The organism is Streptomyces sp. NBC_01261, assembly GCF_036226385.1.
In the GTDB taxonomy this organism is placed as follows: Bacteria; Actinomycetota; Actinomycetes; order Streptomycetales; family Streptomycetaceae; genus Streptomyces.
The window spans coordinates 3,025,175-3,038,367 of record NZ_CP108463.1 but is presented as its reverse complement, the minus strand read 5'-3'; the positions used below and the strand labels follow the sequence as shown (position 1 = coordinate 3,038,367).

At 71.7% G+C, this 13,193-nt stretch carries 9 protein-coding genes; 5 read left to right on the top strand and 4 right to left on the bottom strand.

Going from position 1 to position 13,193, the window contains the following annotated elements; all coding sequences use genetic code 11:
- Window positions 1–21: 21 nt before the first annotated feature.
- Window positions 22–1,314, bottom strand: a complete 1,293-nt coding sequence (locus OG226_RS13185; protein WP_328677282.1) for a M14 family zinc carboxypeptidase — start codon at window positions 1,312–1,314, stop codon at window positions 22–24.
- Between the two features lie 510 nt (window positions 1,315–1,824).
- Here OG226_RS13185 and OG226_RS13180 point away from each other — a divergent pair.
- Window positions 1,825–2,919 carry a cytochrome P450 gene (locus OG226_RS13180; RefSeq protein ID WP_329349063.1) on the top strand — a complete coding sequence of 365 codons (1,095 nt, stop codon included), beginning with the start codon at window positions 1,825–1,827 and terminating at the stop codon, window positions 2,917–2,919.
- Here the strand turns inward: OG226_RS13180 and treY are convergent.
- A complete protein-coding gene (treY, locus tag OG226_RS13175; protein ID WP_329349062.1) occupies window positions 2,916–5,273 on the bottom strand; it encodes a malto-oligosyltrehalose synthase in 2,358 nt (785 codons plus the stop codon). The two genes, OG226_RS13180 and treY, sit on opposite strands and share 4 nt — an antisense overlap.
- Window positions 5,274–5,374: 101 nt before the next feature.
- Complete coding sequence (gene glgX, locus OG226_RS13170; RefSeq protein WP_329349061.1) at window positions 5,375–7,492, bottom strand: glycogen debranching protein GlgX; 2,118 nt, start codon at window positions 7,490–7,492, stop codon at window positions 5,375–5,377.
- A 198-nt stretch (window positions 7,493–7,690) separates the two neighbouring features.
- Here glgX and OG226_RS13165 point away from each other — a divergent pair, with 198 nt between their 5' ends.
- The 4 genes from OG226_RS13165 to OG226_RS13150 all read left to right on the top strand — a co-directional run bounded on the left by OG226_RS13165 (window position 7,691) and on the right by OG226_RS13150 (window position 12,086).
- Window positions 7,691–8,503, top strand: a complete 813-nt coding sequence (locus tag OG226_RS13165; RefSeq protein WP_329349060.1) for a Tat pathway signal sequence domain protein — start codon at window positions 7,691–7,693, stop codon at window positions 8,501–8,503.
- 73 nt (window positions 8,504–8,576) lie between these two features.
- Window positions 8,577–9,893, top strand: a complete 1,317-nt coding sequence (locus tag OG226_RS13160; protein ID WP_328677274.1) for a copper amine oxidase — start codon at window positions 8,577–8,579, stop codon at window positions 9,891–9,893.
- Between the two features lie 104 nt (window positions 9,894–9,997).
- Entirely contained in the window at window positions 9,998–11,239 is a 1,242-nt protein-coding gene (locus OG226_RS13155) for an SAV2148 family HEPN domain-containing protein (protein ID WP_328677273.1), read from the top strand.
- 124 nt (window positions 11,240–11,363) lie between these two features.
- Entirely contained in the window at window positions 11,364–12,086 is a 723-nt protein-coding gene (locus OG226_RS13150; protein ID WP_328677272.1) for a 3'-5' exonuclease, read from the top strand.
- Window positions 12,087–12,218: 132 nt separating this feature from the next.
- Here the strand turns inward: OG226_RS13150 and OG226_RS13145 are convergent, their stop codons facing one another.
- Window positions 12,219–13,082, bottom strand: a complete 864-nt coding sequence (locus tag OG226_RS13145; protein WP_329349059.1) for a phosphotransferase enzyme family protein — start codon at window positions 13,080–13,082, stop codon at window positions 12,219–12,221.
- Window positions 13,083–13,193 lie beyond the last annotated feature (111 nt).

Genomic DNA, 13,193 nt, shown 5'->3' with positions numbered 1-13,193 from the left:
GTGTGCTCGGGGCGGGCGGCGTCAGGCCGAGCGTTGGGCACGCGCGTGGGGTACGTCTCCGAATCCGCCCGCCTGTACGCGCGCGTGCAGCGCCGCCGCCACGACCGTGCGGGACTGGTGCTCGACCTGGTGCTCCAGGGGCACCCAGCGGGCCCGGAAGCGTTCCGCGAAGGCGTCGCTCCAGGACGCCACGAGGTGTTCGAGCAGGGGCGCCGCACGGTCGTCCCGCTCCCGCAGGACCCGCAGCAGCATCGCCGCGGCCCGCAACGGCAGCCGGCGCCCGAACGCGTCCACGCTGCCGACGTACGCCATCGTCGTGTCGGCCGGCGGCGTGTGCATCCAGTCCGCGGCCAGACCGGGCACCAGCTCCAGGGCCCACCTCGCGGCCCGCAGCAGCGGAGTGTCGACGCCCTGGAGCCGCGGCAGCGCGTCGGCGAGGACCCACTCCACCTCCCGCGTGTCCCGCAGCAGGCGGCGCGCCAGCCGCCGTATCGCCGCCGCCGGGGCGGGATGCGGCGCCGGGTCGTCCACCAGGTCGCTGGCCCACATCGGCACCTCCACGACCGCGGTCAGACCGCCGTAGCGGTGCGCGTGGTACCAGGTGCTGTGCCGGGCGTCGTCCGGCATGCTCGGGTACGCCACGTCCGAACCGGGCGCCGGCATCACATGCACCCCGGGTCCCGAAGCGGGCCAGCCCGCCGCGTCCGAGGCACCCGTCTCCACCGGGATGTGCAACTCGGCCGCCGACTTGGCGAACGGCTCGGCCAGCCCCGGTATGTCCTTCGTCAACTGCACCCAGCTGCCGCCCAGATCCGTCCCGTGCAGGGTCACCTGGAGGTAGGGCCGCAGTTCGTCGATCACCCGGGTCAACGCCCGTGTCTCGGGTGGCAGTCGATCGGGCGGCAGCACGGAAGGCGCCCACTCCGGCTGCTCGGGCCCGGCCGGACGGTAGAAGCCCAGGTGGTAGTCGAGCAGACTGCGCGGCGCCGGCGTGACATGCAGACTCGCCCCGTCCGGGTCCGCGCAGAGCAGGAAGTGCCAGGAGGTGTCCGACCTCAACTCCCTTTCCCTTATGACCCGTTCGGCCAGGGCGAGGAGAGTGGAGCCGCCGGTCGGCTCGTTGGCGTGGGCGCCCGCGACCACCAGCACGGCGCGGTAGGCGTGCCCCACGGACAGCAGCTGGAGTGGTCTGCCCGCGCGGGAGGCACCCACCTGCCTCAGGGTGCACAGGCCCGGCCGATGCGCGGCCAACGCCCTTGCGGACGAGACCAGTTCGGTCACACTGGGGTATCGCAACTCCGGCAGGAGACTCACCCCCGACTAGTCAGCCCCGGCTTCGCAACCGCAGTACTTCACGGGCTCCGGGAAGTGTCAAGAAGACGGTGGGGGAGGCTACCGGGGGCGCCCAGGCGCACTTACCGGCAGCCGGTAGGGGCGTTGGTGCCAGCAGGGGGCCGGGGTTCTCCAGAGGGTCTCCCGGGCATCGGCCGTCACTCCCGGTGACGTCCCCGTAGTGCACACGCGTGTACCCCCGCACCGGGAACACCGACGACGCCGTTCGTCCCCGCACGCCCGCCGCCCGGGCCGCACCCGGGTCCGTACGCGGGTGCGAGCCGGTGGCCGAGACCGTCCTACGGCGTGCGGTCGGTCCGCGTACGCCGTAGGACCACAGGACGCCTGCTTCACCCGTACGGCCCTACGAGGGCTGCGTCTCGCGCGCGACGGTGGTCGGCTGGAGGCATCCGCGTGTGCGCACGGCGCGGACGACCGGCCGCGTGCCCTCCACGGCGCGGGGCGGAGCGACGACCACGGGAGCGGACGGCGGTGCTGTGTCTCACGGACGTGCTCGTCACGCGGACCGCGGGCATCCCGGCCCGTCCACCGGGCCCACCGAGCCTCCGGACGGTCGTACGGGACCCGTACCCGCTCTACCGCACCCTCCGCACGCACTACCCCCTGGTGTACGACGAGCCCTTCGGCGCCTGGCTCGTCAGCCGCTACGACGACGTCCGCGCCGCGCTCGCCGACCCGCGGCTCGTCGCCCTTCCCGGCGACGGGCCGGCCGAAGCGGGCCGGCTCCTCGACCGGGCGCTGCGCGGGCCCGCCCTGGCCGCCCTGACGGCGGCCGTCGAACGCGGCGCCCATGTCCTCGCCCGCCGGCTGGCCGGGCGTGAAGAAGCCGACCTGGTGGCCGAGTTCTGCGACTGGCTGCCCACCGCGACGGTCGTGGCCGCGCTCGGGCTGCCGTACGAGGAGACCGCGCGTGTGCACTGTTGGTGCCGCACGGGGCTCGGCCCCTCCGGGGGCGGGCGTTCCGAACTGGGCGTCTTCTTGCGCCCGTTGATGGCCCGGCGCCGCGCCCACCCGGGTGGTGACCTGCTGTCCGTGCTGTGCGCCGCGGGGACCGACGAGACCGTCACGGATCTGGTGGGCGCGCTGCTCGGCGCGGCCGGTGAGACCAGCGCGCGGGCGCTCGCGTCGTTCCTCGCCAACCTCCTTGACCATCCGGGTCAGTTGGAGGTGCTCCGCGTCCGTCCCGGGCTCGTGGCCGCTGCCTGGGCGGAGTCCCTGCGTCGCGATCCGCCGCTGCACGTCGTGCTGCGCCGGGCCGTCGAACCCGTCGGCGCGATCCCCGCCGGGGCCACCGTCGCCTGCCTCCTCGGCGCCGCCGGCCGTGACCCGGAACGCTTCACCGACCCCGACCGCTACGACGCGTTCCGCCCCGGCCCCGGCCCGCTCGCCCACGGCACCGGGCGCCCCACCTCCTCCGAAGCCCTCCTCGCCCGTCTCACGGCCGAACACGGTCTACGGGCCCTGCTGGCCGCCCTGCCGGGCCTCCGTCGCGCAGAGGGCGCCCGGACGGTGCCTGAGGACCTGGTCCGGCGCTCGCCCAAGATCCTCAGGGTCCACACCCGCTAGTGGCTCTCGCCCACCCGCTCCAACAGCACCACCGGCAACTCCCCGAAAACGTCCTCCACGCGCGCGTGCCCCGTGAACTCCCGCTCCGGAGCCAGCACATCGGCCCATCGCCCCGGCGGCAGCGGCAGCACCGTGTCGCGCCAGCCGCCCGCCTCCGCGAGCCGCGCCGACAGCCGGGTCACCGCCGTGACCACGGCCTCCGAGCGCGCGAACGCCACGCAGTGCGCCCCGGCCGGGCCCTCCGCCGCCAGCGGGGCGTACGTCGCCGCGTCCCCGAAGACCTCGGGGCGGCGGGCGCGCAGCCGTAGCGCGGCGGCCGTGAGCGCGCCCTTGTCGCCGGGGTGCGGGGGCGGGAACTGTGCGGGGCGCCGGTTGTCGGGGTCGACCAGAGCCCGGTACTCGGCCTCCGTGCCCTGGTAGAGGTCCGGTACGCCGGGCATCGTCAGCTGGACCAGGGCGGCGCCCAGCATGTTGGCCCGGACGTGCGGCTCCAGCGCCGTACGCAACGCGGCCACGTGCTCGCCGGGCGCCCCGCACGGGCCCGCCGCGACGAACGCCGCCACCGCCTCCTCGTACGGCGGCTCCTGCTCCGTCCAGCTCGTGTACAGGCCCGCCTCGCGCACGTGCTTCAGCAGGGCCTCCTGGACGCGCTCGGCGTCCGCGGGGCCGAGCCCGAACACCGTCTGCCAGGCCGCCCACGCCAGTTGCGCGTCCGGCACGCCCTCCCCGGTGCGAGTCACCTCGGCCAGCACGTCCGCCCAGCGCTCCGGCACCTCGGTGAGCACGGCCAGCGCGGCCCGTACGTCGGCACTGCGCTTGGTGTCGTGGGTCGACAGCACGGTGCCCATGGCGGGCCAGTCGCGCTGCACGCGCGCGCAGTACGCGTGGAAGTCCTCCGGGGACACGGCCGGACTCCCCGGGTTCCCGCCCACCTCGGTCGCCGACAGCAGCGGCACATAGCGGTAGAACGCCGTGTCCTCGACGGACTTGGCCCGCAACGCGGACGAGGTCTGCGCGAACCGCGTCCGGAACTCCACCTGTTCGGGCCCGTCCCCGTACCGCCCCAGCAGCAGCTCCCGTACGACGTCGACGGCGCCCGCCTCCTCCGGGACGACGAACGCCTGCCGTGCCTCGGCCGCCGCCTCCTCGGTGACGACGGCGGCGGTGTCGCCCGAGGTGTACGGCCGGTACACCTCCAGGCGGACCAGGAGCTCCAGCAGCGCTGTCCGCAGCGCCCAGGGGGCACGGTCGCGCAACGCGGGCTCCGGCGAGGTGGCGCACAGCCGGGCCGCGACCCGGGTCAGCCGGTCCATCTCGGCGACCAGCTCGTGCGTGAGCACCTTGTAGGCCGCCCGTCGTACCGTCGCCTCCCACTGCCCGCCCCGGTCGGTCTGCGGGGCCGCGAACCTCCGGTACTGGCCCAGGAGTTCACCGGCACCCGCCGGGTCCGTGAACAGCCCGTCGACCTGCCGGAGGGCGTCGTAGCCGGTGGTGCCCGCGACGGGCCAGGACGCCGGCAGGTGCTCACCGTCCGCGAGGATCTTCTCGACCACCGTCCAGCGGCCCCCGGTCGCCTCGTGCAGCCGCGCCAGGTAGTCGTCGGGGTCGGCGAGGCCGTCGGGGTGGTCGACGCGCAGGCCGTCGACGACGCCCTCGCGCAGCAGTTGCAGCATCTTGGCGTGGGTGGCGTCGAAGACCTCCGGGTCCTCGACGCGTACGCCGATCAGCTCCGAGATGCTGAAGAAGCGCCGGTAGTTGAGTTCGGTGCGGGCCAGCCGCCACCACACGGGGCGGTACCACTGCGCGTCCAGGAGCCGCGGCAGCGGCAGTTCCGCGGTGCCCTCCCGCAGCGGGAAGACGTGGTCGTAGTAGCGCAGGACGTCACCGTCGACCTCCAGGTGCTCCAGCTCCGCGCCGACCGGACCGCCCAGCACCGGCAGCAGCACCTGCCCGCCCTGGGCCTCCCAGTCGATGTCGAACCAGCGCGCGTACGGCGACTTGGGGCCCTCCCGGAGGACCTCCCACAGGGCGTGGTTGTGGCGCGGGGCCATCGCCATGTGGTTCGGGACGATGTCGACGACGAGCCCGAGACCGTGTTCCCGCGCGGTGCGCGCGAGGGCCCGCAGGCCGTCCTCGCCGCCGAGTTCGTCCCGCACGCGCGCGTGGTCGACGACGTCGTAGCCGTGCGTCGAACCCGGCACCGACTCCAGGACGGGGGACAGGTGCAGGTGCGAGACGCCGAGCGACGCCAGGTACGGCACGGCCGACGCCGCCGCCGCGAACGGGAACTCGGGCTGCAGCTGCAGCCGGTAGGTGGCCGTGGGCACTGCCGGGTCGGGTCGCTCAGGTGTCATGCAGCACTACGTACCCGCCCGGCCGTCTTTCGTGTCATCGACTCCCGCATCCGGTCCGCTGATCGGCCGACCGCGCGTCCGGCCGGCCGACCGTGCTCCTTCTAGGTGGGGCGTTGCAGCACCATCATGCTGCGGTCCACCAGGGTCAGCCGGTCCCCGGCCTCCACCTTCGCGCCCGTGCCCGCCGGCACCCCCTCCGGGCGGCCCGTGTCCACGACCACCTGCCACTGGCGGCCGTGATTGACCGGCACGACGAAGTCCAGCGTCTCCGGGGAGGCGTTGAACATCATGAGGAAGGAGTCGTCGGCGATCCGCTCCCCGCGCTGACCCGGCTCCGAGATGGCGTTGCCGTTCAGGAACACCGACAGCGCGGACGCCTGCGCCGAGTCCCAGTCCCGCTGGGTCATCTCCTTGCCCTCCGGGGTGAACCAGGCGATGTCCGACAGCTCGTCGTGGGTGCCCTCCACGGGCCGCCCGTGGAAGAAGCGCCGGCGCCGGAACACGGGATGCTCCTTGCGCAGCCACACCAGCGCGCGCGTGAAGGCCAGCAACTCCGCCGGATCGGCTTCGCCCTCGGGCCACTTCACCCAGGCCAGCTCGCTGTCCTGGCAGTACGCGTTGTTGTTGCCCTTCTGGGTGCGCGCGAACTCATCCCCGTGGCTGACCATCGGCACACCCTGGGACAGCATCAGCGTGGCGACGAAGTTGCGCTTCTGCCGCGCGCGCAGCTCCAGGACGGCCGCGTCGTCGGTGTCGCCCTCGGCCCCGCAGTTCCAGGACCGGTTGTGGCTCTCACCGTCCCGGTTGTCCTCGCCGTTGGCCTGGTTGTACTTGTCGTTGTACGACACCAGGTCGTTCAGGGTGAACCCGTCGTGGCAGGTCACGAAGTTGATGGACGCCAGGGGACGACGGCCGTCGTCCTGGTAGAGGTCGGACGAGCCGGTCAGCCGGGACGCGAACTCCGCGAGCGCGCGCCCCTCGCCCCGCCACATGTCCCGCACGGTGTCGCGGTACTTGCCGTTCCACTCGGTCCACAGGGGTGGGAAGTTGCCCACCTGGTAACCGCCCTCGCCGACGTCCCAGGGCTCCGCGATGAGCTTCACCTGGGAGACCACCGGGTCCTGCTGCACGAGGTCGAAGAACGACGACAGCCGGTCCACCTCGTGGAACTGCCGTGCCAGGGTGGCCGCGAGGTCGAAGCGGAAGCCGTCGACGTGCATCTCGGTGACCCAGTAGCGCAGCGAGTCCATGATCAGCTGGAGCACGTGCGGGGACCGCATGAGGAGCGAGTTGCCCGTCCCCGTGGTGTCCATGTAGTAGCGGGGGTCCTCCGCCAGGCGGTAGTAGGAGGGGTTGTCGAGGCCCCTGAAGGACAGCGTCGGCCCCAGGTGGTTGCCCTCGGCGGTGTGGTTGTAGACGACGTCCAGGATGACCTCGATACCGGCCTCGTGCAGCGCCCGTACCGCCGACTTGAACTCCAGGACCTGCTGGCCGCGGTCGCCCCAGGAGGCGTACGCGTTGTGCGGGGCGAAGAAACCGATCGTGTTGTAGCCCCAGTAGTTGTTCAGCCCCATGTCGACCAGCCGGTGGTCGTTCACGAACTGGTGCACCGGCATCAGCTCCAGGGCGGTCACCCCCAGCCCGACCAGGTGCTCGATGACCGCCGGATGCGCGAGCGCCGCGTACGTGCCGCGCAGCTCCTCCGGCAGCCCCGGGTGCTGCATCGTCAGGCCCTTGACGTGGGCCTCGTAGAGCACCGTCTCGTGGTATCCGTGCCGGGGCAGCCGGTCGTCGCCCCAGTCGAAGTACGGGTTGACCACGACCGACGTCATGGTGTGCGGCGCCGAGTCCAGGTCGTTGCGCTTGTCGGGCGCGTCGAAGTGGTAGCCGTACACCTCCTCGCCCCAGGCGATCGATCCGCTGACCGCCTTCGCGTACGGGTCGAGCAGCAGCTTCGCGGAGTTGCACCGCTGGCCGCGCTCGGGGGCGTACGGGCCGTGCGCGCGGAAGCCGTAGCGCTGTCCGGGCATGATGCCGGGCACGTACGCGTGCCGCACGAACGCGTCGCTCTCGCGGAGTTCCACCGCCGTCTCCGAGCCGTCGTCGTGCAGCAGACACAGCTCTACTCGGTCCGCGGCCTCCGTGAAGACCGCGAAGTTGGTGCCGGCGCCGTCGTACGTGGCACCGAGTGGATACGCCTCTCCAGGCCAGACCTGCATGGTCACGACTCTTTCAGCCGGGCCCCGCCACCGGGGCGCCTTGGCCATGAGTCTCCCCGAAAGTGAGGGAACCACCTATGACTTACGTCCCTCTTACCAAATGACCAGTGGATACGACGTATGCCGTATCCCCAAGCGAGCGCGACAGACACCGCTCCCAACGGTCCGGGGATGGGCCCAGGGGGAGTAGGGGGAAATGTGCGAAGGACAGTGCACCGCCACCTGGGGAAAGTGGTGGCGGGTACGGCCATAGCGGTGGCCGGGACCGCCGTGATGGTCGCCGTCACCCTGCCGGGCACGGCGGGGGCCGACGAGTCGGGGGGCACCGGAAAGGCCGCCGGGTCCACGCAGCAGCAGCAGGCGGCGGACGGGCAGGGCGCGGCACCCGGTGTCGTGCAACAGGCCCCCGCCGAGGGCGAGAAGGGCACGGGCCGCGACCCGCTCACCGACGACGAGACCCAGCGCGTCGAGCAGCTCGCGGTGAACCAGCAGTTCCTCAACTCCAGTGAGAACGTGGACGGGAAGCGTGGCCCGCAGCGCCTCGACGTCCAGCTCGCCGACCCGAACCCCGACGAGCTGGACAACCCGAACGCGCCGCGCCGCGCGGACGTGACGTTCTACGACTACAAGGACGACACGGTCGTCACCAAGACCGTCAACCTCGACACCGGCAAGGTCGAACAGACCGGCACCCAGCACGGAGTGCAGCCGCCGGCGAGCCACGCCGAGAACGTCGAGGCGGCCGAACTGCTGCTCGCCAGCCCGCAGGGCGCGGGCCTGAAGGCCGACTACAAGGACGCCACCGGCAACGAACTCACCTCGCCCGACCAGCTGTTGCTGATGGCCATGGTCTACAAGGCCACTCCGGGACGGCAGTCCGGAGACCTCGACCAGTGCGGCGAGCACCGCTGCGTACGGCTGTTCCCGAAGGTCAAGAACGGGCCGTGGATCGACGCCCGTGACTTCGTCATCGACCTGAGCGCCCGCAAGGTCGGCAAGCTCACCGGCTGAACCGACCGCGCAGACAGCGCAGTTCCTCGTCCACTGTCCCAACTTGCTTCTCCTGTAAGGGAGTCACTTCTTCATGCGCGTCAACAGAATCAGCCGTGCCCGCAGGCGGGGGGCCGTCGGGCTCGCCCTCGCCACCCTGGCCGCCGGTGCCACGGCCGGCGCGGGACCGGCCGTCGCCCAGCCGAAGACCGCCCCGGCCGCCGCCGCACCCGGCTGCAGCGCCGCCTACACCATCGAGCAGAAGCTCTCCACCGGCACCACCTGGCGGATGTGCTGGCACTACGAGCGCGAGGCCGGCCTCGTCCTGGAGAACATCTCCTACCAGCCGCCCGGCCAGGCCACCCCCATCAAGGTGCTCGCCGACGCGAAGCTCGCCCAGATCCACGTCCCGTACGACGACGGCAAGAACGAGTACAGCGACCTCACCCAGTACGGCTTCGGCACCGGCCTGATGAACATGGCGCCCGGCGAGTGCCCCGGCGGCACCATCAAGACCGTCAAGGTCCCCGACGCCATCGACCCGGCCCACCCGAACGTCAAGGGCCTCTGTACGACGACCCGTTCGCGCGGCCACGCCTTCCGTATGCAGGGCGACAGCGCCAACAAGGTCTTCCAGACCCAGGGCAAGGACTTCCTCGTCTACACGGTCAACCAGGTCGGCTGGTACGAGTACATCACCGAGTGGCGCTTCCAGGACGACGGCACCATCAACATGAACGTCGGTGCCACCGGCAGCCTCTCGCCCTACGACTACGACGCGGGCGACGGCCGCGGCTGGCCGCTCGGCAAGGGCGCCACGGCGTACGCGACGAGCCACCAGCACGACGTCTTCTGGAAGTTGGACTTCGCCCTCGACGGCTCCTCCAAGGGCCGCGTCGAGCAGTACGACTCCAAGGTCACCACGCACGGCGCCAACACCCCCACCAACAAGACCACGTTGACCAAGGTCACCAAGGAACTCGCGGGTGACGCCAAGAACATGCGCTGGTGGCGCATCGTCAGCGCGACCGGCAAGAACAAGGACAACCACGCCCGGTCCTACGAGATAGTCCCCGGCCCCACCACCAAGTACCCGGGCCGCAGCTTCACCCAGCACGACGTGTACTTCACCCAGTACAACAAGTGCGAGCAGTTCGCCAGCGACAACCTGCCCAACTGCGGTGCGGGGCACCCGAAGCAGGTCGACAAATGGGTCAACGGACAGACCCTCACACAGCCCGTGGTCTGGGTGAACGTCGGCTTCCACCACATCGCCCGTGACGAGGACCAGCAGCCGATGCCGGTCCACTGGCAGGGATTCTCGATCGCCCCGCGCGATGTCACCGCTATGAATCCGCTCACTCCGGCCGCGCTCGCGAACCAGAACGGCAATGTGCTCGGCGGAAGTTGAGAAATGACCCTGTCCATCCGGCTGCACCGCCGACCGGTCCCGGAGTACCCTTCCTTGATCGTTGAGACTGGGGAGAGCTCGGGGGAGCGGAAGGCGGTGCACGGGTGGGCTCGGGAGGGCTGGAGTTGCCCCCTGGTGACGAGGGTCACGAGGGGAACTCCGCAGAAGTCCCGCCCGGCGCGGTGTCCCTGGCACGTCCGATGGACGCGGCTGGTTCCATCGGTCCGGAGCTGGACTGGGACGCCGACGCCTGGCGCGAGGTGCGTACGCGCGCCCAGCGAGCCGGCCGCGCCTACATCTGGCTGAACCTCGTCGAACAGCGGCTGCGCGCGGTCGTGGCCGCCGTGCTGCGGCCCATCTACGAACCCGTCCACGGTGACGAGTGGGTGGTCGCCGCGGCCGGTCCGGCCGGCCAGGAGTGGGTGCAGCGCGCGGTCGCCGTACGCGAAGTCAGCCGCCGCAAGGGCTACTTGCTCGACCCGGCCGACGACAACGTCATCAGCTTCCTGACGCTGCCGCAGCTGCGCGAGCTGATGGTGCAGCACTGGCCGTGCTTCGAGCCGTACTTCGACGAGCGCCGGGACGTCGAACTCGCCCTGGACGAACTGGAAGTGACCCGCAACGTCGTCTCGCGCAACCGCGCCCTGTCCGAGGCCGTCCTCAACCAGGCCGAGCGGGCCTCCGCGAAACTCCTGGAGACCCTGGGCGCCGGCAGCGACGTGCCCTCGGCGCGCCGGCTGCCCGTCGACGCGGTCGAGGAACTCATCGGCGACCGGTTCGCGGACGTGGTCGCCGTCCACCCCGACCGGGTGCGGCTGATGCGGCAGTTCCCGGCCGAGGACATCTTCGGCGGGGCCCGCCGGGTCGACGCCATCGGCATCGGCCTCAACCTGCTCGTGCAGAACTTCTCCGGCCGCCGGCTGGTCCGCCTCGCCGAGTCGGGCTGCCGGACGCGGCTGCTGTTCCTCAACCCCGCCTCCAGCGCGGTGAAGCGGCGCGAGCGTGAACTCGGCATCAAGCGGGGCGAGTTGAGTCGCGCCGTCGAGATGAACATCCTGCACATGCGGCGGGTGCGGTCCCGGCTGCGCGACCCGGCCGCCTTCGAGATCCAGGTCTTCGACGAGACGCCCCGCTTCACGGCGTACCTCGTCGACGGCGACGGCTCGGACGGCATAGCCGTCGTGCAGTCCTATCTGCGCCGCAGCCGTGGCATGGAGGCGCCGGTGCTGGTGCTGCGGAACGGCAGCCGACTGGTCAAGTCGGACGAAATGGACGACAGCGCGCTTTTCCCCATCTATCGCGATGAGTTCGAGCAGATGTGGGCGGATTCGCGACCGGTGTCCTGACCTGTCCCAGGGCCGGGACCGCGGTCCGCTCCGGCGGTAAGCGGAACGCGGTCATCGGATTGTCAGTGGCGCATGCGATCGTGGAGACCACTGGGGGAAAGCACCACCGAGAAGGGGGGCCGTCATGGCCTGGCACCAGGAGCTGCTCATCGGCTTCGACCTGGAGACGACGGGGACGGAGCCGCGCGAGGCGCGCATCGTCACGGGCGCGGTCATCGAGGTCAGGGGCGGACGGCCGATAGGCCGCCGGGAGTGGCTGGCCGATCCGGGCGTGGAGATCCCGGCGGACGCCGTCGCCGTGCACGGCATCACGAACGAACGGGCCACCGCCGAGGGCCGCCCCGCCGACCAGGTCGCCGAGTCGATCGCGGACGTCCTCGTGACGTACTGGAAGACGGGCGTCCCCGTCGTCGCCTACAACGCGGCCTTCGACCTGACCCTGCTCTCCGCCGAGCTGCGCCGGCACGGACTGCCGTCCCTGCGCGACCGGTTGGGCGGCATCGACCCCGCCCCGGTCATCGACCCGTACACGATCGACCGCTCCGTGGACCGCTACCGCCGCGGCAAGCGCAACCTCGAAGCGGTCTGCCAGGAGTACGGCGTGGTCCTCGACGCCGCGCACGACGCCTCGGCCGACGCCCTCGCCGCCGCCCGCCTGGCCGGCGCGATAGCCGACCGCCACCCCAAGGTCGCCGCCCTCGGCCCGGCCGAACTCCACCGCAGCCAGATCGAGTGGTACGCGGAATGGGCCGCCGACTTCCAGAGCTTCCTACGCCGCAAGGGCGACCAGACCGCGGTGATCGACAGCACGTGGCCGCTACGGGAGCTGGAGGACGAGACGGTCTGACCCGACAGGCTCCAAAAGCGCCCCAAAAGGGGCGCGGGGCTGTGTCGATTCGCGGCTCCGCCGCGTGGGCGCGACCAGCCACAGCGAACCCGCAGTCGCCCGAGCACCTGTCGCACCCGGATCAATAGGCGCTCAGAACGGAAACCACCGCACCGTCTCGTCCCCGCCCCGCAAAGACCCCACCCGCCGCCGAAACTCAACAAGCGCCTCAGGGTTGCTCGGCGCATGCTGGGCGACCCAGGCACAGCTGGCCGTCTCTCGGGCGCCGCGCAGCACACCGCACCCCTCCCACTCGCGCACATCCCAGCCGTACGCCTCGGTGAACTCGTCATAAGCCGCCGCGGGCAACCCGTAACGGTCGCGGGAGAGCGCCATCACCACCAGATCGTGCTCACGGAGGTCGGCGGAGAAGGTCTCCAGATCCACCAGCACCGGACCGTCCGGCCCGACATGCACATTGCGGGGCAACGCGTCTCCGTGGATCGGCCCCGGCGTCAGCTGTGGCGTCAGCGCTGCCGCCGCTGCCGCGAACCCGTCCCGCCGCTCGCGCAGATAGTCCGCGTCCGCCGGATCGATCGCGTCACCGGCGAGGCGCAGCCAGCGTTCCACGCCGCCCAGCAGCTCGCGGGGCGGGAGCTCGAAGGCGGGGGAGGGAAGCGCGTGGACGAGGCGTAGCAGTTCGGCCAAATCCCGCGGCTCGGCGGGGCGTACGGAATCGGCCAGCCGGTGCCACACCGTCACCGGGTGCCCCTCGACCAGGCGCGCCTTCGGCTCGGCGGCCCGCACCGCGGGGACGCCCGCCTCGGCCAGCCACAGCGCGACATCCAGCTCGCGCCGGGCACGGTCGAGGAGTTCGGCGTCACGGCCCACCTTGACGACCAGGTCACCGGCGGCGAACACCGCGTTCTCGCCGAGGGCGAGGAGCCGCGCGTCCCGCGCCGCGCCGGGCAGTACGTCCGCCGCGGCCAGTACGTCCCGGGCCCGTGCCTCGTCCATCGTCCGCCTCCGAGTGATCCCTGTGCGTGTGCGTACGGCGTCGGGTTCCCGCCATCCGACGGCCAGTGTCCCATTCGCACAGGTGGGACGGCGTGCGAGGTGCCTTGACGA

What these genes read in the sequence shown, in the direction of transcription:
- treY (WP_329349062.1), bottom strand. Translation starts at nt 5,273, where the DNA reads ATGACACCTGAGCGACCCGACCCGGCAGTGCCCACGGCCACCTACCGG.
- OG226_RS13150 (WP_328677272.1), top strand. Translation starts at nt 11,364, where the DNA reads ATGGCCTGGCACCAGGAGCTGCTCATCGGCTTCGACCTGGAGACGACG.
- glgX (WP_329349061.1), bottom strand. Translation starts at nt 7,492, where the DNA reads ATGCAGGTCTGGCCTGGAGAGGCGTATCCACTCGGTGCCACGTACGAC.
- OG226_RS13160 (WP_328677274.1), top strand. Translation starts at nt 8,577, where the DNA reads ATGCGCGTCAACAGAATCAGCCGTGCCCGCAGGCGGGGGGCCGTCGGG.
- OG226_RS13145 (WP_329349059.1), bottom strand. Translation starts at nt 13,082, where the DNA reads ATGGACGAGGCACGGGCCCGGGACGTACTGGCCGCGGCGGACGTACTG.